The sequence below is a fragment of the Methylobacterium sp. D53M genome, from assembly GCF_053345625.1.
In genome coordinates this window covers 37510-58018 of record NZ_JBKFAL010000026.1, presented here as the reverse complement: position 1 = coordinate 58018, position 20509 = coordinate 37510, and the positions used below count along the sequence as shown (strand labels likewise).

The 20509-nt window shown below is 73.1% G+C and carries 25 protein-coding genes; 9 read left to right on the top strand and 16 right to left on the bottom strand.

What is annotated here, in order from left to right; all coding sequences use genetic code 11:
- Position 1 precedes the first annotated feature (1 nt).
- Entirely contained in the window at positions 2–2536 is a 2535-nt protein-coding gene (locus ACLBYG_RS26150) for an MFS transporter (RefSeq protein WP_447683411.1), read from the bottom strand.
- A gap of 340 nt (positions 2537–2876) precedes the next feature.
- Between ACLBYG_RS26150 and ACLBYG_RS26145 the strand changes: the two genes are divergently transcribed.
- From ACLBYG_RS26145 to ACLBYG_RS26125, 5 genes are all read left to right on the top strand, one after another.
- The gene (locus ACLBYG_RS26145) at positions 2877–3539 is read left to right on the top strand and encodes a response regulator transcription factor (protein ID WP_056526642.1); all 663 of its coding nucleotides are present in this window, start codon (positions 2877–2879) and stop codon (positions 3537–3539) included.
- A 331-nt stretch (positions 3540–3870) separates the two neighbouring features.
- A complete protein-coding gene (locus tag ACLBYG_RS26140; RefSeq protein WP_056526640.1) occupies positions 3871–4242 on the top strand; it encodes a response regulator transcription factor in 372 nt (123 codons plus the stop codon).
- A 224-nt stretch (positions 4243–4466) separates the two neighbouring features.
- Positions 4467–5204: a sensor histidine kinase gene (locus tag ACLBYG_RS26135; RefSeq protein ID WP_056526636.1), complete on the top strand. Its 738-nt coding sequence runs from the start codon at positions 4467–4469 to the stop codon at positions 5202–5204.
- A 246-nt stretch (positions 5205–5450) separates the two neighbouring features.
- Positions 5451–5744, top strand: a complete 294-nt coding sequence (locus ACLBYG_RS26130; protein WP_447683410.1) for a hypothetical protein — start codon at positions 5451–5453, stop codon at positions 5742–5744.
- Between the two features lie 71 nt (positions 5745–5815).
- The gene (locus ACLBYG_RS26125) at positions 5816–6091 is read left to right on the top strand and encodes a hypothetical protein (protein WP_053621787.1); all 276 of its coding nucleotides are present in this window, start codon (positions 5816–5818) and stop codon (positions 6089–6091) included.
- Between the two features lie 24 nt (positions 6092–6115).
- Here the strand turns inward: ACLBYG_RS26125 and ACLBYG_RS26120 are convergent, their stop codons facing one another.
- The 3 genes from ACLBYG_RS26120 to ACLBYG_RS26110 form a co-directional block, all read right to left on the bottom strand.
- Positions 6116–6328 carry a hypothetical protein gene (locus ACLBYG_RS26120; RefSeq protein ID WP_447683409.1) on the bottom strand — a complete coding sequence of 71 codons (213 nt, stop codon included), beginning with the start codon at positions 6326–6328 and terminating at the stop codon, positions 6116–6118.
- 65 nt (positions 6329–6393) lie between these two features.
- Positions 6394–7242, bottom strand: coding sequence for a methyltransferase domain-containing protein (locus tag ACLBYG_RS26115; protein ID WP_020094710.1), 849 nt, complete (start codon positions 7240–7242; stop codon positions 6394–6396).
- 185 nt (positions 7243–7427) lie between these two features.
- Entirely contained in the window at positions 7428–7769 is a 342-nt protein-coding gene (locus ACLBYG_RS26110) for a hypothetical protein (protein WP_234080878.1), read from the bottom strand.
- 64 nt (positions 7770–7833) lie between these two features.
- Here ACLBYG_RS26110 and ACLBYG_RS26105 point away from each other — a divergent pair, with 64 nt between their 5' ends.
- Positions 7834–8166 (top strand): hypothetical protein, encoded by a 333-nt coding sequence (locus ACLBYG_RS26105; protein WP_447683408.1) that lies wholly within the window; start codon positions 7834–7836, stop codon positions 8164–8166.
- Here the strand turns inward: ACLBYG_RS26105 and ACLBYG_RS26100 are convergent.
- From ACLBYG_RS26100 to ACLBYG_RS26060, 9 genes are all read right to left on the bottom strand, one after another.
- A complete protein-coding gene (locus ACLBYG_RS26100; protein ID WP_091928397.1) occupies positions 8151–8597 on the bottom strand; it encodes a hypothetical protein in 447 nt (148 codons plus the stop codon). The two genes, ACLBYG_RS26105 and ACLBYG_RS26100, sit on opposite strands and share 16 nt — an antisense overlap.
- Positions 8598–8723: 126 nt before the next feature.
- Positions 8724–9056 carry a hydroxyisourate hydrolase gene (locus ACLBYG_RS26095; protein ID WP_447683407.1) on the bottom strand — a complete coding sequence of 111 codons (333 nt, stop codon included), beginning with the start codon at positions 9054–9056 and terminating at the stop codon, positions 8724–8726.
- On the bottom strand, positions 9053–10486 hold the full coding sequence (locus ACLBYG_RS26090) for an amidase (protein ID WP_447683406.1): 1434 nt from the start codon (positions 10484–10486) through the stop codon (positions 9053–9055). Before ACLBYG_RS26090 ends, ACLBYG_RS26095 begins: the two co-directional genes overlap by 4 nt.
- A complete protein-coding gene (locus ACLBYG_RS26085; protein ID WP_447683405.1) occupies positions 10483–11235 on the bottom strand; it encodes an aspartate/glutamate racemase family protein in 753 nt (250 codons plus the stop codon). The genes ACLBYG_RS26090 and ACLBYG_RS26085 overlap by 4 nt, the downstream gene beginning before the upstream one ends.
- 18 nt (positions 11236–11253) lie before the next feature.
- On the bottom strand, positions 11254–12072 hold the full coding sequence (locus tag ACLBYG_RS26080) for an ABC transporter permease (protein WP_091928401.1): 819 nt from the start codon (positions 12070–12072) through the stop codon (positions 11254–11256).
- An 18-nt stretch (positions 12073–12090) separates the two neighbouring features.
- Entirely contained in the window at positions 12091–12996 is a 906-nt protein-coding gene (locus ACLBYG_RS26075) for an ABC transporter permease (protein ID WP_447683404.1), read from the bottom strand.
- Positions 12993–14036, bottom strand: a complete 1044-nt coding sequence (locus ACLBYG_RS26070) for an ABC transporter substrate-binding protein (RefSeq protein ID WP_132369159.1) — start codon at positions 14034–14036, stop codon at positions 12993–12995. The genes ACLBYG_RS26075 and ACLBYG_RS26070 overlap by 4 nt, the downstream gene beginning before the upstream one ends.
- 37 nt (positions 14037–14073) lie before the next feature.
- Complete coding sequence (locus ACLBYG_RS26065) at positions 14074–15174, bottom strand: ABC transporter ATP-binding protein (RefSeq protein WP_447683403.1); 1101 nt, start codon at positions 15172–15174, stop codon at positions 14074–14076.
- Positions 15171–15920 (bottom strand): maleate cis-trans isomerase family protein, encoded by a 750-nt coding sequence (locus ACLBYG_RS26060; RefSeq protein WP_447683402.1) that lies wholly within the window; start codon positions 15918–15920, stop codon positions 15171–15173. The genes ACLBYG_RS26065 and ACLBYG_RS26060 overlap by 4 nt, the downstream gene beginning before the upstream one ends.
- A 176-nt stretch (positions 15921–16096) precedes the next feature.
- Here ACLBYG_RS26060 and ACLBYG_RS26055 point away from each other — a divergent pair, with 176 nt between their 5' ends.
- Positions 16097–16825, top strand: coding sequence for a GntR family transcriptional regulator (locus tag ACLBYG_RS26055; RefSeq protein WP_447683401.1), 729 nt, complete (start codon positions 16097–16099; stop codon positions 16823–16825).
- A 114-nt stretch (positions 16826–16939) separates the two neighbouring features.
- Here the strand turns inward: ACLBYG_RS26055 and ACLBYG_RS26050 are convergent, their stop codons facing one another.
- Together ACLBYG_RS26050 and ACLBYG_RS26045 are read right to left on the bottom strand one after the other, a co-directional pair.
- Complete coding sequence (locus tag ACLBYG_RS26050; protein ID WP_447683400.1) at positions 16940–17188, bottom strand: PilZ domain-containing protein; 249 nt, start codon at positions 17186–17188, stop codon at positions 16940–16942.
- A 205-nt stretch (positions 17189–17393) separates the two neighbouring features.
- Positions 17394–18926, bottom strand: a complete 1533-nt coding sequence (locus tag ACLBYG_RS26045) for a diguanylate cyclase (protein WP_447683399.1) — start codon at positions 18924–18926, stop codon at positions 17394–17396.
- 491 nt (positions 18927–19417) lie between these two features.
- On the opposite strand from ACLBYG_RS26045, the gene ACLBYG_RS26040 reads away from it, so the two are divergent.
- Positions 19418–19645, top strand: coding sequence for a hypothetical protein (locus ACLBYG_RS26040; protein ID WP_042675635.1), 228 nt, complete (start codon positions 19418–19420; stop codon positions 19643–19645).
- Positions 19646–19665: 20 nt separating this feature from the next.
- On the opposite strand, the gene ACLBYG_RS26035 is transcribed toward ACLBYG_RS26040, so the two are convergent.
- A complete protein-coding gene (locus tag ACLBYG_RS26035; protein WP_354455014.1) occupies positions 19666–19941 on the bottom strand; it encodes a hypothetical protein in 276 nt (91 codons plus the stop codon).
- Positions 19942–20148: 207 nt separating this feature from the next.
- Between ACLBYG_RS26035 and ACLBYG_RS26030 the strand changes: the two genes are divergently transcribed.
- Positions 20149–20439: a hypothetical protein gene (locus ACLBYG_RS26030; protein ID WP_354455016.1), complete on the top strand. Its 291-nt coding sequence runs from the start codon at positions 20149–20151 to the stop codon at positions 20437–20439.
- Positions 20440–20509 lie beyond the last annotated feature (70 nt).

Genomic DNA, 20509 nt, shown 5'->3' with positions numbered 1-20509 from the left:
CTCAGCCGGCGGCGCCGGCTGCGGCGGGCTCGGCCGCGGCGCCGCCCGCCTCGGCCGCCGGCAGCTCGACCGCGAAGGTCGCGCCCGGCCCGTCGTTGTTCCCGCCGGTCAGCGTGCCGCCATGGGACTCGACGATGGTCCGGCAGATCGCGAGGCCGATGCCCATCCCGTCGCGCTTCGTGGTGAAGAACGGGCTGAACAGCCTGGGCAGCTGCTCCGGATCGATGCCGGTGCCGCTGTCGACGACCGCGATCCGCAGCCGGCCCGGCGCGGGGGCGGTCAGCGCGATCCGCAGCGCGCGGCGGGGCTCGGGCAGGTCGCGCACGGCGTGCAGGCCGTTCGTCACGAGGTTGACCACGACCTGCTGCAGCTCGACGCGGTCGGCCAGGACGCGCGCCTCGGTCGCGGCGATCACCGTCCGCACCGTCGCCCCGGCCGCCAGGATCTCCCGGTCGAGGAGGGTCGCGACCTCCGCCAGGAGGGAGCCCAGGTCGAGGATCTCGGGCTGGCTGCGGTCGCGGCGGAGCTGCTCGCGCGTCCGCTGCACGATCCGGCTCGCCCGCATGCCGTCGCGGACGGCGCGCTCGGCCGCCCGCGCGGCCGCCTCGAGATCCGGCGTCTCGCGCCGCAGCCAGCGCAGGCAGGCCTCGGCGCTCATCACCATGGCGCCGATCGGCTGGTTGACCTCGTGGGCGATGGAGGCGGAGATCGCCCCGACGGTCGAGATCCGGCCCGCGCGGGCGAGCTCGGCCTGGGCCGCGAGCAGGGCCTCCTTGGCGCGCTCCCGCTCGGTCACGTCGATCATCGCGCAGGCGACCCGGTCGAGGGCCGCCTCGTCGTCCGGCAGCGCCACGACGAGGATCGCGGTCACCTCCCGCCCGTCGGCGCGGATCAGGCGGCCCTGGGCCTCGAAGCGGCCGCCCGCCCGGTCGATCCGCTGCAGGAGCGGCAGGACGAGGTCGTTGCCCGGCGGGAGGAAGCGGCTCATCGAGCCGAGCACCGCCTCGCGGGAGCCGCAGCCGAGGAGCCGCACCGTCGCGTCGTTGACGTCGACCAGCGCGATCCGCCGGGCGCATTCGGCGACGAGCGCGGCGACGAGCGCGGCGTCGGCCTGCCCGCGGAGGTCGGGCCCGAGGGCGCCGGCGGCCCGCGCCTCGGCGAGGTGGGCCTGCGCCTCGGAGAGATCGACCTCACACAGCGCGACGTGACTCTGCTCGAACAGCGCGCGGTAGCGGCGCTCGCTCCGGGCGAGCGCGTCCAGCGCCCGCCGCCGGGCGCTCGTGTCGAAGGCGATGAGGCTGATCCCGCCGGTCAGCGCGAGGTAGAAGCCGACCGCGGTCAGGCCGCTCTGCGCGGCCAGCGCCTGGGCGATCATCGGCGAGAAGGCGCCGCCGATGATGCCGCCGACGTTGAACGCCACGGAGGTCCCCGTGTAGCGCACCTGCGGCGGGAACAGGCTCGGCAGCCACGCGCCGAGCGGCCCGTTGACGAAGCCCATCACCCACAGGGCGAAGGCCAGGAAGGCGAAGATCGTCGCGAGGGAGCCGCTGCCGAGCATCGGCGCCAGCAGGATCCCCGACACGATGGTCCCGGCGCAGCCGACGATCAGCACCCTGGCCGGGTCGAGCCGGTCCGACAGCCAGCTCGCGACGACGATGGCGGCGGCCATGAACAGGATCGCGCCGAGCTCGACCGTGAGGAACGAGGCCCGGGAGTAGCCGAGCGTCGTCGTGCCGTAGCCGAGCGCGAAGGCGGTGGCGGTCCAGAACAGGGAGAAGCACGCGACGACCCCGAACATCCCGGCGACGACCTGCCCGGCATGGTCGCGCATCAGGGCGACGAGGGGGACGCGCGGGGGCTGCGCGTCCTTCACGGCGGCGGCGAACTCCTCGGTCTCGCCGAGATTGGTGCGGACCCAGAGCCCGAGCCAGACCAGGGGCACGCTGAGCAGGAACGGCACCCGCCAGCCCCAGTCCGCGAACTGCTCCGTGCTGAGGGTCAGGGTCAGGACGAGGAACAGGCCGTTGGCCACGAAGAAGCCGAGGGGCGCCCCGAGCGGCGCGAACATCGCGTAGCGGGCGCGCCAGCCCGGCGGGGCGTTCTCCAGCGCCAGCAGCGCGGCCCCGCTCCACTCGCCGCCGAGCGCCAGGCCCTGCCCGAACCGGAGGAGGCAGAGCAGGACGGGCGCGAGCCAGCCGGCCAGCGCGAAGGTGGGCAGCAGCCCGATGGCCGAGGTCGTGAGCCCCATCAGCAGGAGCGAGGCGACCAGCGTCGCCTTGCGCCCGCTCCGGTCGCCGAAATGCCCGAAGACCGCGCCGCCGATCGGCCGGGCCACGAAGGCGAGGCCGAAGCTCGCGTAGGCGCTGATCAGCTCCGCCGATTGCAGCGCCGCCGGGAAGAACAGCGGCCCGAAGATCAGGCTCGCCGCCGTGGCGTAGATGTAGAAGTCGTAGAACTCGACCGTCGTGCCGATCAGGCTCGCGAGGAGGACCCGCGCCGTCGTCTGCCTGGGACGCGCGTCGCCCACCGCACTCATCTCCGCGCCTCGCTGCACAGCCTGTCGGACGGGCGCGGCCGGAGGAGGCGGGCGGCCGCGAATCCTGGGCCGGGAGGCGCTGAGCTCGCCGGAGGTTGAGCCAGTCCCGGGGACAGTGCAACCGCTCATAGCCACAAGCTTGGCCGCGAGTCGATAGGTGCGTCGCGGGCGGTCCAGCGAGCGGTCCAGCGAGCGGCCATTCGGGGCGACCCTTGCCGGCGGTCCGTGCCGGCGGTCCGCGCCGTCCACAGACGGTCGGCTTGATCGGGCGCGGATACAACCTGTAAGCACTGCCCGTGCGGGCAGCCTGTCAGAGGCGCGCGGGGACTCGTCGATCACGATGTCAGGCAACGTCCGGGGTGGCGCGGCGAAGCCCGGCGCCGACACGGCCTCACCGCTGGTGGTCATCGTCGAGGATGACGAGGGCGTCCGCGAAGGTCTGCAGGACCTCCTGCACTCCGTCGGGCTCGACACCCTCGCCTACGGCGCGACGCGCGACCTCCTCGCGGCGACGCTGCCGGACCGCCCGGGCTGCCTGATCCTCGATGTGCGGCTGCCCGGATCCAGCGGCCTCGACCTGCAGGCGAAGCTCGCCGCGATGGGCAACCGCATGCCGATCATCTTCATGACCGGCCACGGCGACATCCCCATGACCGTCCAGGCCATGAAGGCGGGCGCGCTCGATTTCCTGACCAAGCCGTTCCGCGATCAGGACATGCTCGACGCCATCGCGGTCGCGATCGAGCGAGACAGGACCCGGCGGGCGTCGAGCGCGGGGGTCGCCGAGCTCGAGGCGCTGGCCGCGACCCTGACGGCGCGGGAGGCCGAGGTGATGGCACAGGTCGTCAAGGGGCTGCTCAACAAGCAGATCGCCCACGCCCTCGGAATCAGCGAGATCACGGTCAAGATCCACCGGGGCAACGTCATGCGGAAGATGGCGGCCGGCTCCGTGGCCGATCTCGTGCGCAAGACCGAGCTGCTCAAGGCCCGGGCCGCCGTCTGAGCCGACCCATCGCCCCGTCGCTTCCGCAGACCCGGCCCGGGCCGATCGGCGCGGAACGATGCCGGACATCGCCGCGTTGGCACCCGCACTGGACAGATTCGTCGCGGCGATCGGATCGGGGATCGGCGAAGAAGTCCTGCCTCAACTCGTGAAATCCATGTCTACCGGGTCGCGTCGTGGCGCCCCGGGTCCTGCGTTGCTGTGGCAGGACTCGGTTCATCGGGATGTGAGTCCGTCGCGCGCATCAAACCATCGTATAATTTCGTCGGAGCCGCCGCCGGCCCACAGAGGTGGGATCGATGCGCCTTCGAGAGGCTCCGGAGGGAGATTCGTGCCGGTCGGGAAGAAAGCGGTCGCGGTCGTGGACGACGACGAGGCGGTTCTGGACGCGACGTCCAGCTTCCTCGAGGCGTTGGGCTACGACGCGCGGGCCTTCAACTCGGGCGAGGCCTTCCTGGCCGCGATGGCCGGCAGCGACGTGTCGTGCCTGCTGACGGACGTGAACATGCCGGGGATCAGCGGCATCGAGTTGCAGGACCGCGTCCGGGAGCAGCGCCCTGCCCTGCCGGTCATCATGATGACCGCGCTGACCGACGACGCACTCCGGCGCCGGGCGCTCGCCGGCGGCGCCCGCGATCTCCTGCGCAAGCCGCTCGTGGCCGACGAGCTGATCCGCTGCCTGGAAGAGACGATCGGGGCCTGACGCCAGGGCCTGACTCCAGTGCCTGACTCCAGGGCCTTTCCATCCGTGACGGGATCGCCGGCCGGCTCCGGACCGGCATCGCGCGCGTGCGCCGCTGGCACGCCGATCCGAGGCCGGTCCGGTTAGGACATCAAACCTCCGTATGATTCCGGCGCGGGCGGCCACGGTCCAAGGTCGCGCCATGGAAGCGGCGCGCCGTCGGCGGGCCGGACGAGGAGGCGGGGATGGGACTGACGATGGCGAGCCCGGGTGCGGCGCCCGACGAGGCCCTGCTGCGCGCGGAGACCGCCCGCAGCGCCATGGCCCGACTGCTCGCCGTGGCCGGACACGACCTGAAGCAACCCCTGCAGGTGGCCCTCATGGCCATCGATCGCGCGGTCTCGGACGGCGTCGGTCCCCGGGCCGCGGCCCGGCTCGGCCTCGCCAGCGACGCGCTGGTGCGGCTCGGCCGCGAGCTCGACGATCTGGCCCGCTCCTCCCAGGCCGGCAGCGTGGCGCCCCGGCTCGGTCCCGTCGCGGTCGCCCCGCTCCTGGAGGCGGTGGCGGCCGAGTGGGGGCCCTACGCCGACGCCGTCGGGGTGCGTGTCCGGGTCTGCGCCACGGCGCTGACGGTCACGAGCGAGGTCGCCATGCTGACGACCATCCTGCGCAACCTCGTCGGGAACGCCGTGAAGTATGCGGGCCCGGGCGGCCGCGTCGTCGTCGGATGCCGCCGCCGGCAGGGGCGCGTGGCGATCGAAGTGCACGACGGCGGTCCCGGCATCGCGCCCGAACGGCTGGCGGGCATCTTCGACGCCTTCGACCGTGCCGGACGCCGGGACGGGGCCGGTCTCGGGCTCGGCCTTCATATCGTCCGGCAGACCGCCGCGGCGCTCGATCACCCGGTCGCCGTGCGATCCCGGCGCGACCGGGGCTCCGTCTTCGGCGTGACCGCGCCCCGCCACCGTCCGGCATCCGCGTAGACGCCCCGGGACGATCCCGACGGCACCGCCGCCGCGGAGCAGGTCCGCCGTCCCGGTACCGCAGGCCGCGAAACGCCCGGACCGCACGCGCAGGCCGCCGAAATCCGCGGTGTCCACGGCCACGCAGGCGTGCCGCCGCCGCACGGCTTGCTCGCCAGGGTTGCTTGTGGAACCGTGTCGGCCTGAGACCCCGAAGAGGCGACGGATGCTCCGCACCGTGCTTTCGCAGACGGAGCGCGACCTGACATGACGGCTGGTGATCCGCCCAACAAGATGGCCGAAGTTGCCGGCCTTGCGGCCGCGATCGCCGACCACATCCTCGCGCAGCACGATGCCGGGACCACGATCCCGCCGGACCAGTTCCGGATGCTGGTGAGCGCCGCCCGGATGCTCCTGGATAACGGCGTGGCTTGGCCGCCGTCGGTGACCTACCTCGTCATGGAAGTCGCCCGACGGGTCGAGGAGGCCGAGCCGCCGCCCAAGGGCGACGAGGTCGTGACGCACTTGGAGCAGGCGCTCGACGCGGCGAAACCCACCTGAGACACCTGAGACCGACCGTCACGCGGCGGGCGCGCCGACTTCCCGCGGGATCGGCGCCCTATATGGGCCCTATGCCCACACTCGGTCTCAAGCTCCCGCTCCGGATCTGCGTCCTCGAGAACGCCGCCTGCGTCGAGGATGCCGGCGGCCGGCGCACCGGCTACGTCTACTGGGACGAGGGCCGTTCGGGAGGTGGTGACAGGCCCTTCACCCGCGCCGAGGCCATCGAGCAGGTCCGGATCATCGCGGGCGCCTGGGCCGGAGCCCTGGTCCACAGCGGCACCCTCGACACCGGCCCGGCGCCCGAGCCGGGTGCCGCCGCCGCCGAGCCGTCTCCGGAAGGCTGACCGCGCCCGGCCGAGCGGGATCCGCTACAGGCCGGTGCCGCTCACGTACGAGACCGGCGCGCCCGGACCCGAACTCGTCGCGGAGGCCGCGACGGTGGCGGCGATCCAGTCGCCGTCGCTGGTCCCGGACATCCGGCACTCCCGCGCCATGGCCCGCACTCGGCGGCGCCAGAGCCAGAGGCGGAGGGTGTGGATGAGGTCGTACATGGTCGGCCCCGCGCTGTCGCTCCCGTCCATGTGGGGCGCGCGGGGGGACCGCTCAAGCCTGCGGCGCCCGACCGGTCGAACTCGGAAGCCCCGCCTCAAGCGGAGCGGTGCTTCATCACGAAGTGGAAGCCGAGCTCGGGATTCTTGCTGAAATCGGCGTCGTAGAACGCGTTCTCGTTGCCGGAGCCTCGGCAGAAATCCTTGAACTGAAACATGGTCATCGGGACAAATTCCAGCCCGTGCTGCCGGACAAGCTCGCGCCACCACGTCTCCGGCTTGACCGTCGGATGGTAGCTCACGCCGTTGGCGACATCGTCGTATGTCGCGGCGGAGCCCACGAAAAGACCGCCGTCCGCCAAGTGGGATTTCACGTTCGCGAACAGCTGAGGAAGCAGCGATTCCTCGATATGCTCGAGGACCTCCCACATCGTGATGACGTCGAATTTCGCTTTCGTCCCTGACCTCTGATCCATCAGGGAGAAGGGCTTGGTAATGTCGCAGGTCTTCAGATAGTCCGGGATGATGGACCATTCGGCGCGCTGCGCGCGAAGGGAGTAATCGCTCCCCTCGATCCCGAAGGCCGCGTTGCCTCGGATCAGGAAATCGAAGACGAGGCCGCCCCCCGCGCAGCCGAGGTCCAGGGCCCTGACCTTTCGGCCGAAATGGCTCTCGATCGCGTGGCAGAACCGCTGATTGCGCGTATTGTCATCCTTTGTGCCGCGCGGAACCGTGTGATCGTTGCTCTCATAGGCAATCGGATGATCCGTCACGAGGCAGAAATCGTTCTTCGGCGCGAGCTGAACCACGGCGAGGCGCCGGACATCTTGCATCTGCGCCAGCTGCTGCGCGTGAGCCGTCATGATCTTGCTGTCGAGGGCGGCATAGAGCTGGCGGCCGACGTCGAGGATCTGCTGCGTGATAAATTGCTTGTCCTGGTCGTCCATCACAAATTCCCGACGAGCGATCTCGAGCTGACGCGGTGTGGCCGGCGCCGAATTTATCCGAGATCCTGTATCAAATCTTTACGCGGCGACCCGAATTCGGATCGTGACGCGTCGGCGCGCTGCCCGACCGCGCAACGCCGTCCCGGATCTGCCGCCAGCCCGATCCGGTGAGCCGGCAGGACGCGTCACGCTCCTCCCCCGGGCAGCCCCGCCCAGGCCTCGCGGACGAGCGCGAGGCGCCGCTCGGCCCGGGCCGCGTCCGCGTCCGCGACTTGGTTGAGCACGGCCTCCAGCGCCTCGGATCCGCCGAGCGCGGCGGCCGCCTCGCCCTGGCGGCGCATGGCGGAGCGGTGCGCCCGCATCGCCGGCCCGGCCTTCTGCCCGGCCTCGATCGCCTCCAGGGTGGCGATCAGGGCGGCCGCGAACGGGGCGACGTCGCGCCAGGAGGCCGCCGCGGGCGCCGGCTCGGGCGGGTGGGCACGCTCCGGCGGCGGCGCGGAGAAGTTGGTGGTGAGCGGGCGCTTCATGACGAACCTCCACGGGCGCGGTATCAGGGGGCCATCGGCCGGAGCGGAGCTGTACGAGGAGCGCATGGCCGAAAGGCGGAAGGGCACCGGGTCCGGCGAGGATAGCCTGTCGCGCCACATCCTCCCCAATGCCGGCACGATGGTCGGCGTCTGCACCACGCTGATCGGCCTCGTGAAGATCGCCGAGGGCTGGATCGGGCCGAGCCACGTCGACGAGGCCGCCGCCCTGACGGCGATCCTGTTCCTGATCAGCGCGATCGCGTCCTACCTGTCGATCCGCCTGGACGACGGCGGCGATCTCTCGGTCACCCTGGAGCGCTGCGCCGACATCTGCTTCGTCATCGGGCTGATCGGCCTGACGCTGATCTCGGTCCTGTTCGCCTACGAGACGATCTGACGGCGCGCGGCGCGGAGCCGGTCGGGCAGGGCCTCGCGGTCGGTCAGCGCCGCCGCCAGGACCGCGAACAGGCCGAGATGCAGGCCGAGCGCCGCCAGCCCAGGATCGCGCAGGGACCACAGGCCGGCCGCCCCGAGCGCCATGAGCGGCGGTCCGGCCACGTAGACGGCGCTCCGCCACCCGGCGGGCCGGCCGAGACGCCAGAAGCAGCCGGCCAGCGCCGCCAGGGCGAAGCCGCCCTTGAGCAGTGCCATGAAGCGGATCACCCGCACGAGGTCGGGATCGACGGGCGCCGCGGGGACCCGCGCGGCCGCGACGAAGGCCAGCGGAAGCGCGAGGATCGTCAGCGCGGCGAGCAGCAGGCGCGCCCGTGGGGTGCCGCGCGTCGCGGGCCCGGCCGCGGCCGGGATCGTCATCGCCTGAACCCGCATCGGCTTCCTCCTGCGCGCGCCGCGATCGGGGGCGAGTCTAGGCTCTCCGGAGGCTCCGGTCACCTCGCGGGGGAGGGCGGCCGGGCCACGCCGTCGCGGGCCGGGTCCGAGGGCGGCGCGTGCGGCTCAACAGCCGCGGAACAGCGCCACCCCGAAGGCGGTGAATTTCAGCGGCAGGTGGCAGTGGCGGTCGGGGTCGTCGAGCCGGAAGCGGATCGCGGCCTCCTCCAGGAACCCCTCCCCCGCGGCCCCGACGAAGTCCCCGATGACGAACACGACCTCGTAGAGGCCGGCGGCGAGCCGCGTCCGCACGACCTGATGGTCGAGGGTCCCGTCCGCCCCGAGGCGGCCCTCGGCGATCACCCGCCGCTTTCCTCCAGCACGCAGGACGCGCACGCGCATCCCCTCGGCCGGCCGGCCCGTGGCGGCGTCGACGGCGTGGAGCGACAGGCCGGTCACGGAGCCGATTCCTCCCAGACCATCCGCCAGGGATGGGCCGCCTCGTAGGCGGCCGCCATCGCTACCAGGGTCTCGTCGCCGCCCCAGGGCGCCACGAGCTGGAACCCGATCGGAAGCCCGGCGCCCGAGGGTCGGCAGGGGATCGAGATCCCCGGGCAGCCAGCGGCGTTGACGAAGCCCGTGAAGGTCGCCGAGCCGCGGGGGCCCACCGGCACCCCGGCGATGCGCGGCGGATGGGTGTCCTCCGCCGGCCAGGGCAGCGCCGCGGCCGCGGGGGTCATGAGCAGGTCGTGGCCGGCGAACAGGGCGGCGAGGTCCCGGCGCAGCGCCAGCGCCATCCGCTGCACCTCGAACAGGTCGGCCGCCGACAGGGCCGCCCCGGCCTCCGCCAGGGCGCGGATGTCGGGGCCGAGCGCGTCGAGTCCGCCCGGATGCGCGCGCATCAGCCACGCGATGCCCGCCTGGCCGAGGACCGGCCACGCCTCCGTGATGGCCGTCGCCGCATCGAAGCGGCCGGTCTCGACCCGGTGGCCGAGGCCGGCGAGGCGCCCGGCTGCCTCGGCGACGCTGTCGGCGATCTCGGGATCGACCGGGGCCGTGCCGAAGGCCGGGACGTGGAGGATCCGCAGCGGGCGCTCCGGCACCGCGGTGGTCCCGAACGGGCCGAAGCCGTGCGGCGCGACGGCATCCGGGTCGGCCGCCCCGAGGACACGCATGGCCGCCGCGAGGTCGTCGACGGTGCGCGCCATCGGCCCGACCACCTCGAGGTCGAGCATGATCGGCGGCAGCCCGCCGGTCCGCGGCACCCGACCAGCCGTCGGCTTCAGGCCGACGAGGCCGGTATGCGAGGCGGGGCGGCGGATCGAGCCGCCCGCGTCGGTCCCGAGCGCCAGGGGCCCGATCCCGGACGCCACCGCCGCCACGGCGCCGCCGCTGGAGCCCCCCGGCGTCAGCGCCGGATCCCACGGATTCCGGGTAACCCCGTGCACCGGGTTGCCGGTGTAGCCCTGGACGGTCAGCTCGGGGACGTTGGTCTTGCCCAGGATCACCGCCCCGGCCGCGCGCAGGCGCGCCACCGGCGTCTCGTCGCGGTCGACGGCCTGCCCGGCCCCCTCCCCCGCGTAGAGCCGGCTGCCCCAGCCGGTCGCGAACCCGGCGACGTTCAGGCTGTCCTTGACGGTCAGCGGCACGCCGTCGAGGGGCCCGAGCGGCCGTCCCGCCCGCCAGCGCGCCGCGCTCGCCGCGGCGGCGCGCTCCGCGCCCTCGGGATCGACGGCGACGAGGGCGTTGAGCGCGGGGTTCACGGCCTCGGCCCGCTCCAGGCAGGCGCGGGCGGCCGCGACCGGGCTCGCCGTCCCGGCGGCGTAGCGGCGGCCCAGGGCCGCGGCCGAGAGGGTCCAGAGCGGGCCGGCCGCGTCGATCCGGGTCATGACTCCTCCTCGCGATGCGCGATCCAGCGGGCGAGCGGCCCGGTCAGGCCGGTGGCCGGCTTCGCGGGCGGCCGGGCGAAGCGGCCGGCCCGGGGCGGGCGCGTCCCGAGCCGCACCAGGGCCTGCGCCTGGCCAAGGGCGGCCGCCAGCGGGTCGACGAGCGGCACCGGCACCGCGTCCCGCAGGACCGTGGCGAGGCCGGCGAGCGGCGCGCCGGCCAGGATCACGACGTCGGCCCCCTCCCCCACCGCCCGCTCGGCCAGGGCCAGGATCTCGGGCCGCAGCTCGTCCTGCACCTCGGTCACGGCCTGGAACGGCCGGCGCACCGCGTGGAGGCCGGCGCAGCGCGCCGAAAGCCCGGCCAGCGCCACCGCGTCCTCGTACCAGGGCAGCAGGGCGGGCGCGAAGGTGACGACCGCGAACCGCGCCCCGAGCTGGCAGGCGGTCAGCATCGCGGCCTCGGCCATGCCGACCACCGGCAGGTCGAACAGCTCCCGCGCGGCGACCAGCCCGGGATCGCCGTAGGCGGCGATCACCGCGGCGTCGTGGCCGGAATGGTGGGCGGCGAGCGTCTCCAGCACGGCCGCGCCGGCGAGCTGCGCCTCGGCCCGGCTCGCGATGTAGGGCAAGCCGGAGGTGGCGGTGAGCGCGGTGATGTGCGCGTCGGGGGCGAGTGCCGCCTCGGCGGCCCGCGCCATGCGCGCGGTCATCGCCGCCGAGGTGTTGGGGTTGAGGAGCAGGATGCGCATGCGAGGGCTCCGGGAGCTTCAGCCCGCCATCCGGCGGGACAGGCCGGCGGCGCGCTCCATCACGGCGGCGAGCACCACGGTCACGAGGATCAGCAGGCTGGAGGCCGCCGCCACCGTGACGTCGAGGCGGCCCTCCAGGTCCTGCCACATGCGGATCGGCAGCATGTCGGTGGCGGCGTCGCGCAGGAACAGCGAGACCGGGACGTTGTCGAAGCTCGCCATGAAGGCGATGAAGCCGCCGGCCAGGATCCCGGGCCGGATCAGCGGCAGGGTCACCCGGCGGAACGTGTAGAGGCGCGAGGCGCCGAGCGAGGTCGAGCTCTCGAGGAGCACCGGATCCATCTGCGACAGGGCCGCCACGGTGGTGCGGACCACGTAGGGCACGCAGACCACGGTATGGCCGAGGACGAGGGTCAGCGGCGAGACCGGGATGCCGGCGAGGCTGAACAGCATCAGCGCCGCGAGCCCGAAGGCCAGGGCCGGCAGGACAAGGGGCGACAGGAACAGGCTGTCGAGGAGGCGCGCGGAGAGCCGCCGCGACCGCGCGATGGCGAGCGCTGCCGCGGTGCCCAGCCCCACCGACAGCAGGGTCGTCCAGCCCGCCACCACGAGGCTGTTCCAGGCGGCGGCCCGGAGCTGCTCGGCTTCCGCGAGCGCCGCGTACCAGCGCAGGGAGTAGCCCGGCGGCGGGAAGCGCAGGGAGAAGCCGCTGGTGAACGACACCACCACGACGATCACGGTCGGCGCCGCCAGCAGGACGAGGCAGAGCCCGGCCAGCAGCAGCACCGCGCCGTGGAAGCTGAACCAGTCGACATCGCGCCGCAGGCTCGTCCGCATGGTGACCTCCCGGTGATCTCAGGCAGCGCGCGCGCGGCCGCCCGACAGGCGGCCCGCGACGTTGAGGAGCGCGACGCAGGCGAGGACCGCCACGAGGAAGACGATCGCGATCGCCGCCGCGAACGGCCAGTTGTTGAGCGAGGAGGCCTGCTGGTACAGGTACATGGGCATGAACAGCATCTGCCCGCCGCCGATCAGCGACTGGGTGATGAAGGCGGTGATCGCCGCCGCGAAGGTCAGCAGGCAGCCCGCCACGATGCCGGGCAGGCAGAGCGGCAGCGTCACCCGGAGGAAGGTGCGCCACGCCCCCGCCCCGAGCGCCGCCGAGGCGTCGGCGAGGTTCGGGTCGATCCGCGACAGGGCGGTGACCAGCGGCAGGACCATCAGCGGCAGCTGCACCTGCGCCAGCGCCAGGACGAGACCGCCCTCGGTGTAGAGGAGCTTCAGCGGCGTGTCGGTCAGGCCGAGGCCGAGGAGCGCGGCGTTCACGATGCCCTGGCGCCCGAGGATCACGATCCACGCGAAGGTCCGCACCACCACGCTCGTGAGCAGCGGCAGGAGCACGATCAGGGTCAGCAGGCCGCGCAGACGGCCGGGCGCCCAGGTCAGGAGCAGCGCCAGCGGCAGGCCGAGTAGGAGAGTCAGCGCCGTGACCTCGACGCCGAGCCACAGGGTCGCGCCGAGCACCCGCAGCGAGAACGGGTCGAGCAGGAACCGGGCGTACTGGTCGAGGCCGAACCGGGTCATGGCCGGATCGGCGTAGAAGCTCACGAGCAGCAGCAGCGCCAGCGGCGCCAGGAAGAAGACGAGGAAGAACGCCCCGAGCGGCAGCGCGAGGCGGATGTCGTAGGCCGCCGTCCAGGCGTGGCCCGGGCGCAGGGGCGCCGCGACCGGGCCCGCCGCGATGGCCGGGCCGGCGCTCACACCCGGATCTCGCGGTTGAAGCGCTCGATCCAGGCCGGCCGGCCGCGGTTGATCGCGGCCCAGTCCTGGAACACCGACTTGCGCTTCAGCTCGTCCGCGTCCCTCGCGAGGACCTTCGCGACCTCGCCGTCGATGGCGACCTTCCGGTTGGTCGGCACGATCAGGTAGGGGCTCTGCATCAGCTTGGCCTGCACCTCCGGCGACAGGGCGGCCTCGATCAGCTTGAAAGCCAACTCCTTCGACGGTGTGTTCTTGACGATGTGGATCGTCGTCTTGAAGGCGATGATGCCTTCCTTCGGTGCGGCGAACTCCACCGGCACGCCCCGGGCCTTCAGGATCTGGATCGCGTTGAAATTACCCGGCCCGATGTCGACCTGCTCCTGCTGGTAGAGGGCCGCCAAGGCGCCCGGGTTCGCCGCGACGGCGGCGAGGTTCGGCTTAAGCGCCTCCAGCGCCTTGAAGCCGGGCTCGACATCGGTCTCCGAGCCGCCGTGCATCCGGGCGATCTCCACGAGGAAGCCGGTGCCCAGCGTCGAGTTCAGGTTGGTGATGCCGACTCGACCCTTGAACTCGGGCTTCCACAGGTCGGCCCAGGAGGTCGGCGGCGTCTTCACCTTCTCGGGATTGTAGGTCAGGCCGACGATCTGGAAGAACGGCGCCGGGCCCATCGGCTCCTGCGCGTCGGCGATCAGGTCGCCGTAATGGGCCGACTGGGCCACCGGGTAGGGCTCGACGAGGTCCTGGGCGATGGCCGTGAGGGCCGGCCCCGGATCGTGCAGCATCACGTCGATCGGCGGGTTGGCGCGGGCCGCCTGGACCTTGGCGATCTGGTCGACCGAGAGCATCGGGTCGAGGATCACGTCGCCGCCCGAGCTATTGCGGAAGGCCGGCACCAGCACGGCCCGGTGCGCCTCCTCCCAGCTGCCCGTGAAGGTCGCGAAGACGAGCTTGCGCGCCTGCGCGTGGGACAGGCCCGGGAAGGCCTGCGCGGCCCCGAGGGTCAGGGCGCCGGCGAGGAGGCTGCGGCGGTGCAGGGGCATGGTCGGTTCTCCTGGCTCGGTATCGGGCGGCTCGGCCTCAGTGTCGGGGATCGGGAAAGACGCCGACCCGCTCGGGTGCTGTCGGGCGCAGGCGCACCCGGGTGCCGGGTGGCCGCGGACGGGCGCCCGCCGCGCGCGGCTCGGCGGTCTTCAGACGGGCGCCGCCGTCGAGGCGGATCTCGTGGACCAGGGTTGCGCCCAGCGGCAGGCCGACCTCGACCGCGCCCTCAAGGCCGTCCGCGGCCCCTGCCCCGGCCCCCGGTCCCTCCTCCGCGAAGGCGACGTGCTCGGGCCGCAGGCAGGCGGCGACCCGGGTCCCGTCCGGCAGGGACGTGGCGGCGGGGAGCAGGCCGCCCGCCTCCAGGGCCACCACGCGGGCGCCGCCCGCTTCCGTCGCGAGCCGCCCGTGCAGGACGTTGGCCGTGCCCACGAAGGTGTTGACGAACAGCGTCTCGGGGCGGTCGTAGACGTCGGTCGGGGGGGCGAACTGCTCCAGGCGCCCGGCGTTCAGCACGGCGACCCGGTCGGCCATCGACAGGGCCTCCTCCTGGTCGTGCGTGACGATCAGCGTGGTGGTGCCGGCGCTGCGCTGGATGCGCTTGATCTCGATCTGCATGTCGAGGCGCAGGTTCTTGTCGAGGGCCGCGAACGGCTCGTCGAGGAGCAGGATCGAGGGGCGCACCGCAAGCGCCCGGGCCAGCGCCACCCGCTGCTGCTGGCCGCCCGACATCTCCCGCGGGTAGCGCCCGGCGAGGTGCTCCAGGCGCACGAGCGTCAGCATCTCGGCGACCCGCGCCCTCTGCTCGGCCCGCCCGACGCCCCGGGCCGCGAGGCCGTAGGCGACGTTGTCGGCGACGCTCATGTGCGGGAACAGGGCGTAGTTCTGGAACACGATGCCGACGGTGCGCCGGTTCGGCGGCAGGTGGTCGACGGCCTGGCCGCCGATGATGACGCGCCCCTCCGTGGGCTTCAGGAAGCCCGCCACCGCGCGCAGCAGGGTGGTCTTGCCGCAGCCCGAGGGCCCGAGCAGCGCGACGAGCTCCCCGCCCCGGATGTCGAGGGTCACGGTGTCGACGGCGAGCGCCGACCCGTAGCGCTGGGTGATCCCGTCGAGGATCAGGGTGGTCCCGGCGCTCACGGGCGGCCCGCCCCGCCCGCCGCGAAGGCGCGGCCGTGCGCGGCGAGATGCGCCGTCGGGCAGCCCGCCAGCTCCAGGCCCTTCCACAGGGTGACGGCCACCGAATCGATCACCGGCACGCCGAGTTCCGCCTCCAGGGTCGGGGCGAGCGCGGCGCCCGCGAGGTTCGTGCACACGATCGCCACCGCGTCGACGCCCTCGGCCGCCACCGCGCGGACCATGCCGGCGATGGCCTCCGGGCCGGTCTCGGCGAAGGCGAAGTTCTCCGACAGGCCGAGGTGGCGCTCGGCGGCGCAATCGAAGCCGGCCGCGCTCCAGTTGGCCTGGATCCGGCGCTGCACGTCTCCGGTATAGGGCGTGACGAGGCCGATCCGCCGGAAATCCCGGGCGCGGAACAGGTCGCGGAAGGCGAGCGCGGCGGTGGAGGCCGGGCACCCGGTCCGGTCGGTGATCGCGGCGCTCAGGCGCTCGTCCGCGTCGAAGCCGAGCCACGCGCCGGAGGTCCCGTTCCACAGGATCGCGGCGACGCGGGCATCGGCGAGCAGTTCGGCCGCCGCCAGGATCGGCTCGGGGTCGAACTGGTCCAGGGCCGCCGCCGACAGGCCGATCTCCGTCACGCGGAAGCGGGCGAAGTGGGCGCTCACGCCCGCGACGCCGGCCAGCAGATGCGCCGTGGCCGGCTCGAGGACGCTGTTCGACGAGGGCGTCAGCATGCCCAGACGCTTCGTGCCGTTCGCTCGATCCATCGCATCCATCCCCGATCCGTGGAGCATCCGACAGGCCGGGACGAGCGACAAGGCATTTTCTGCATGCTGCATGCAATTTGCGCAAATGCATGATATGGCAGCGCAAGAGGCCGAAAAATGGGTCATCGATCGGGCGGCCGGACGCGCTAGGCTGGCGCGGGAGAACGGGAGGATCGATGGACGTCGTCGCACGCCGCCGGGGCCGGCCCCGCAAGGCGCCGGTCGTCCCGGCCGCGCAGGTGCCGCGGACCGGGCTGCACGAGCAGGCGGCGGGCCGGCTCAGGGACATGATCGTGCGCGGCGTGCTGCCGGCCGGCGCGTCCCTCGTGGAGACGGACCTGTCCGTCGCCCTCGGGGTCAGCCGGACACCGTTGCGGGAAGCGCTCAAGCTCCTGGCCGCGGAGGGGCTGGTCGAGCTGCACCAGAACCGCAGCGCCCGCGTCCCGGACTGGACGCCGGAGGAGATCCTCGAACTGTTCGAGGCGCTCGCCGGGATCGAGCGGCTGACCGCGGAACTCGCGGCGCCGCGGATCTCCGAAACCCTGATGGACGCGCTGCGCGGCAAGCAGGCGCAGCTCGACCGGATGCACCGGGACCAAGTGCTCGACGCCTATTTCGCCCTGAACCAAGAGATCCACCGGACCATCGTCGAGGCCGCCCGGAACCGTCCGCTGGCGGAGGCCCACGCGGCGCTCCAGGCCCGAGCCCAGTGGGCGCGCCTGCGCGCGCTCTCCAGCGGCAGCCGCTGGGAGGAATCGGCCCGCGAGCACCGGGACCTGTTCGCGGCGCTCGCCGCGCGGGACGCCGCCGCGGCCGGGACCGTCGCCCACCGCCACGTGCTGCGGACCGGCGTGGTGATCGCTGAGACGCTCCAGGCCCGGCGCGCGGACCCCGCGGCGCGGTAACGAAGCGTTAACCCTGTCGTCGCATCGGTGGGTCACCAGCCGGACGCTGGCCTTCCACGCCCATCCGATCCGCCCCTCAACACGGGTGGGCGTGGAAGCCTCGGCCGCCGTCCGTCAGGCGTCGCCGAACGCGACCCCGAGCTCGGTCTCCTGGCGCCACGTGACGCGGGCGGGCCGGCGCCGGCCGCTGCCGCCGTAGGCGAGCACGAAGGCGTCCGGCACACCGATCACGCTGACGACCTTCAGGCGGGCGCCCCCGTCCGACATGTTGCGGATCGTGCAGTCGATCACGCCGCCGCCGGCGAGTTCGATATGGCCCTCGAGCAGGGTCCGTCTGCGGGGCGCGGCGCGTCTGTCGTCCATCCTCGTTACCCTATGGTTGCGGGCCGGATCCCTCCGGATCCGCGCGCGCTCCGCCGGCCCGGGGCACGGATGATCGATCCCGCCCGCCCCGTCCCGACGCGACGCCGTCGGGCCCGATCCGGGCCGTCCGCCATCGCGCCCAGGAGACCACAGCGTTCGTGTCGATTCCGTCAAGGCGCTCCGCGAAAGCGCGGCGGCGCGCCGGTCAGGACGTCCGCACGAGCTGCAGGGCGCCCCGCGGGGGCGGCGGCGCGACGCTGCGGGTCTGGTTGCGACCGCCGTTCTTGGCCTCGTACAGGGCGCCGTCCGCCAAGCGGTAGGGATCCGGCAGCGGCGCGCTCCGGTCGGCGCCCGGCCGGACGGCCGCGAGCCCGATGCTCACCGTCACGGCGCCGGCCCCGATCCCGGCCGACGGGACGGTCAGCTTGGCCACCTCGGCGTGGACCGTGTCGGCGACGCGCAGGGCGCCGGCCTCGTCCGTCTCGGGCAGGAGCAGCGTGAACTCCTCGCCGCCGATGCGGCTGACGAGATCCTGGGGGCGGTGCACGCTCGCCGCGAGGCAGCGGGCCAAGCCCTGCAGGATCTGGTCGCCCACCGGGTGCCCGTAGCGGTCGTTGAAGCGCTTGAAATGGTCCGCGTCGACGATGAGCAGCGACAGGGGGTGGCCGTCGCGCCGGGCCGCGTCCAGGTTCCGCCGGAGGGCGTCCTCGAAGCAGCGGCGGTTCGGCAGGCCGGTCAGGGCGTCGGTGCGCGACAGCGCCGCCATCTCGGCCCGCAGCGCCTCGCGGCGGCGCAGCTCCCGCCCGAACAGGAGCGACAGCGCGATCGTGAGGCCGCACAGCGCCAGCACGATGCCGCCGATGATCGTCGCCTTCGCGGCCCACTCCGCCTCCACGTCCTTGGTGGACAGGGCGACGTTCAGGATCAGCGGCAGGGTTCCGATCCGCGTGAACGTGTAGTTCCGCTCGACGCCGTCGCGCACGGAGGTGCTGACGAAGTTGCCGCGTCCCTCGCGCAGGAACCGTTTGAAGATCGCGGTCTGCCCGATATTCGCCCCGAGATCCGCCTCCACGTAGGGGTAGCGCATCAGGCGGGTGCCGTCGGTCAGGTACAGGTTGATGGCCCCGCCCGGTCCGAGATCGATCTCGCTGAACAGATGCGTGAAGTAGGACAGCTTGACGGTGCCCAGGACCACGCCGCCGAAGCTGCCGTCGGGCCGGTCGATGCGGCGGCTGAACGGGAGCATCCGCTCTCCGTTGAGCCGCGACACGATCGGGCGCCCGACATGGAGGCCGAGCCCGGTGCTCGCCCGGTGGACCTGGAAGTACTCGCGGTCCGCGTAGTTGCCCGGGCGTGGCGGCACGGCCGCGATGTCGCCGACGGCGTCGCCCCGCTCGTCCAAGATCAGCATCACGCCCATGTCGCGGGCGGTGGCGGCGCGGTCGAACAGGATGAGCTGGCGCAGGTGCGGGTCGGCCTCGGCCAGGCCCGGCACCTTCAGGTTGTCGACCGCCGCGTGGATCGAGAGATCGTACATCTCGATGTTGCGCGCGATGTCGCGTTCGAGGACCTGCAGGAGGTTCCAGGAGGTCTGCTCCGCGCTGGTCCAGGCGTCGCGGCGCAGGTCGGCCAGCATGAGACCGGACGTCACGACCATGCCCAGCGGGGCCAGGATCCCGAGGACGATCCAGGTGCGGGCCGAGCCGAGCCACGGGGCGACGCGTCGCCAGACGTTCATCGGGCCCCCCGCGGACGGCGCTTCGTTGCCGCGCTCTGGCACGCCGAGCCTTAACCGCCGCTTTCACGGCGGCGGGCCGGTCTCACATCCCGGCGGCTCTGTCCACGATCCGAGAGACCGCGTTGATCGCGCCGCGCGGCCTTCCGGGTCCGCGCCGGCCGGCGGGACGTGCTGCGTGACGCGGGCAGTTGCCGGCCGCCGCCTCCGCGATCGTGACGGCCGCGCCGTGGCGATCGGCGGCCTCGTCTCCGCAACCCCGCTCACCCTGGTGGTGCTGCCGACGGTCGATCCCGCCGTTGCCGGCCTGCATCCGCCCGTCGACCGGTCCCGGCCGACCTCCGGGATACGGGCCCGAAGCGCGGCGGCGCGCGGCGAGCGATCCGAGAACGCGACAAAGTATCCGCAATCGGTATGTGGATACGCAATTCTGTGCTGATGCCCGGACGATGCGTGGGCGACTATGCTGGACTGACACGGAGCGGGAGTCCGGCATGTTGGACGGCGACGCCTTTGCCCACGAGATCGCGGCGCTCCTGATCGCCGACATCAAGACCTCCGGCGCGCGCACGCGCGGCGAGATCGAGGAGGCCTGCCGGATCTCCCTCGAGAGCCTGCTCGGCGGCACCGCGGTGCCGCCGCAGATCGCCGTGCTGATGCCGATCGGCCTGGAGCGGTGGCCGCGGGTGGTCGTGAAGGGGCGGCCCCTGCCGGACGTGTAGGCCGGCGCCGCCCGCCTTCATCAGCGGCCGATGACGCCGGTGCCCCCGGTCGGGCCGATGGCGTTCGGCCCGGTATTCGGAGCGGGCGTCGCGGCCTGGTTCCGTTGCATGTCCATTCGCAGCGTATTGCTCTGGGTCGTCTGCTCCTGTCGCAGAGCGCGCATCTGGCCGCTGGTCTCCATGGATTGGTTGGCGGCGTTGGGATTGTTCTGCTGCACCTGGGCCAGGGCGGGTGTCGCGGCGGCCGCGGCCAGACCGAGGCTCGCGGCGGTGAGCGTGGCGATGAGGAGGCGCATGGAAAGACTCTCGCGCTGAGGGATCCTACGGCGTTGACCCGCTCAGGGGCCGCCAAGTTCCAGCGTGGCCGCGGCCGAGCGATCGCTCCTCAGGCCCCGCTCAAGGGTTAGCCGGGCCTTTCGGGCCGCCTGCGGCCTTCACCTTCCGTTAACGCGTTGCGGCAAGTCTGGTGGCGGCGTCGGAGGTGGGACATTGAGAGGGGCGTGATGCGGGCCTTGTCGGCGGAGGATGAGCAGGCAGTCGAGCGGCTGACGCTCCAGCTGCTCCACGACGCCTATTGCGACCTTGCAGCGGTCCTGCGCGGCGCCCAGCCCCAGGCGGCCGCGGCGATCCTCGGCGTCATGGAGCAGCGCGTGACCGACGTCCTCACCCGGATCTGCCGGCAGGGTTCGGAAGGGGCGGCCTCGGTGGAGATCGCCGTCGCCGTCGGCGAGCGGATCGGCGAGATCATGGATCAGGCGCACGGGCGGGACATGGCCGGCACGCGGGCCGCCTGACGCTGCGCGGCCGCAGGGGCCGGCACACGATGGCGTGCAGAGCGCGGGCACGGCGCGCAGGGCGGTGGCC

Excerpts from the sequence above, each read along its gene's own strand:
- ACLBYG_RS26060 (WP_447683402.1), bottom strand. The coding sequence starts at position 15,920 with ATGGATCGAGCGAACGGCACGAAGCGTCTGGGCATGCTGACGCCCTCG.
- ACLBYG_RS26050 (WP_447683400.1), bottom strand. The coding sequence starts at position 17,188 with ATGGACGACAGACGCGCCGCGCCCCGCAGACGGACCCTGCTCGAGGGC.
- ACLBYG_RS26045 (WP_447683399.1), bottom strand. The coding sequence starts at position 18,926 with ATGAACGTCTGGCGACGCGTCGCCCCGTGGCTCGGCTCGGCCCGCACC.
- ACLBYG_RS26080 (WP_091928401.1), bottom strand. The coding sequence starts at position 12,072 with ATGCGGACGAGCCTGCGGCGCGATGTCGACTGGTTCAGCTTCCACGGC.
- ACLBYG_RS26115 (WP_020094710.1), bottom strand. The coding sequence starts at position 7,242 with ATGGACGACCAGGACAAGCAATTTATCACGCAGCAGATCCTCGACGTC.
- ACLBYG_RS26090 (WP_447683406.1), bottom strand. The coding sequence starts at position 10,486 with ATGACCCGGATCGACGCGGCCGGCCCGCTCTGGACCCTCTCGGCCGCG.
- ACLBYG_RS26085 (WP_447683405.1), bottom strand. The coding sequence starts at position 11,235 with ATGCGCATCCTGCTCCTCAACCCCAACACCTCGGCGGCGATGACCGCG.
- ACLBYG_RS26100 (WP_091928397.1), bottom strand. The coding sequence starts at position 8,597 with ATGCGGGTTCAGGCGATGACGATCCCGGCCGCGGCCGGGCCCGCGACG.
- ACLBYG_RS26135 (WP_056526636.1), top strand. The coding sequence starts at position 4,467 with ATGGGACTGACGATGGCGAGCCCGGGTGCGGCGCCCGACGAGGCCCTG.
- ACLBYG_RS26030 (WP_354455016.1), top strand. The coding sequence starts at position 20,149 with ATGCGGGCCTTGTCGGCGGAGGATGAGCAGGCAGTCGAGCGGCTGACG.
- ACLBYG_RS26150 (WP_447683411.1), bottom strand. The coding sequence starts at position 2,536 with ATGAGTGCGGTGGGCGACGCGCGTCCCAGGCAGACGACGGCGCGGGTC.
- ACLBYG_RS26120 (WP_447683409.1), bottom strand. The coding sequence starts at position 6,328 with ATGGACGGGAGCGACAGCGCGGGGCCGACCATGTACGACCTCATCCAC.
- ACLBYG_RS26035 (WP_354455014.1), bottom strand. The coding sequence starts at position 19,941 with ATGCGCCTCCTCATCGCCACGCTCACCGCCGCGAGCCTCGGTCTGGCC.
- ACLBYG_RS26105 (WP_447683408.1), top strand. The coding sequence starts at position 7,834 with ATGGCCGAAAGGCGGAAGGGCACCGGGTCCGGCGAGGATAGCCTGTCG.
- ACLBYG_RS26110 (WP_234080878.1), bottom strand. The coding sequence starts at position 7,769 with ATGAAGCGCCCGCTCACCACCAACTTCTCCGCGCCGCCGCCGGAGCGT.
- ACLBYG_RS26040 (WP_042675635.1), top strand. The coding sequence starts at position 19,418 with ATGTTGGACGGCGACGCCTTTGCCCACGAGATCGCGGCGCTCCTGATC.
- ACLBYG_RS26145 (WP_056526642.1), top strand. The coding sequence starts at position 2,877 with ATGTCAGGCAACGTCCGGGGTGGCGCGGCGAAGCCCGGCGCCGACACG.
- ACLBYG_RS26055 (WP_447683401.1), top strand. The coding sequence starts at position 16,097 with ATGGACGTCGTCGCACGCCGCCGGGGCCGGCCCCGCAAGGCGCCGGTC.
- ACLBYG_RS26070 (WP_132369159.1), bottom strand. The coding sequence starts at position 14,036 with ATGCCCCTGCACCGCCGCAGCCTCCTCGCCGGCGCCCTGACCCTCGGG.
- ACLBYG_RS26130 (WP_447683410.1), top strand. The coding sequence starts at position 5,451 with ATGACGGCTGGTGATCCGCCCAACAAGATGGCCGAAGTTGCCGGCCTT.
- ACLBYG_RS26125 (WP_053621787.1), top strand. The coding sequence starts at position 5,816 with ATGCCCACACTCGGTCTCAAGCTCCCGCTCCGGATCTGCGTCCTCGAG.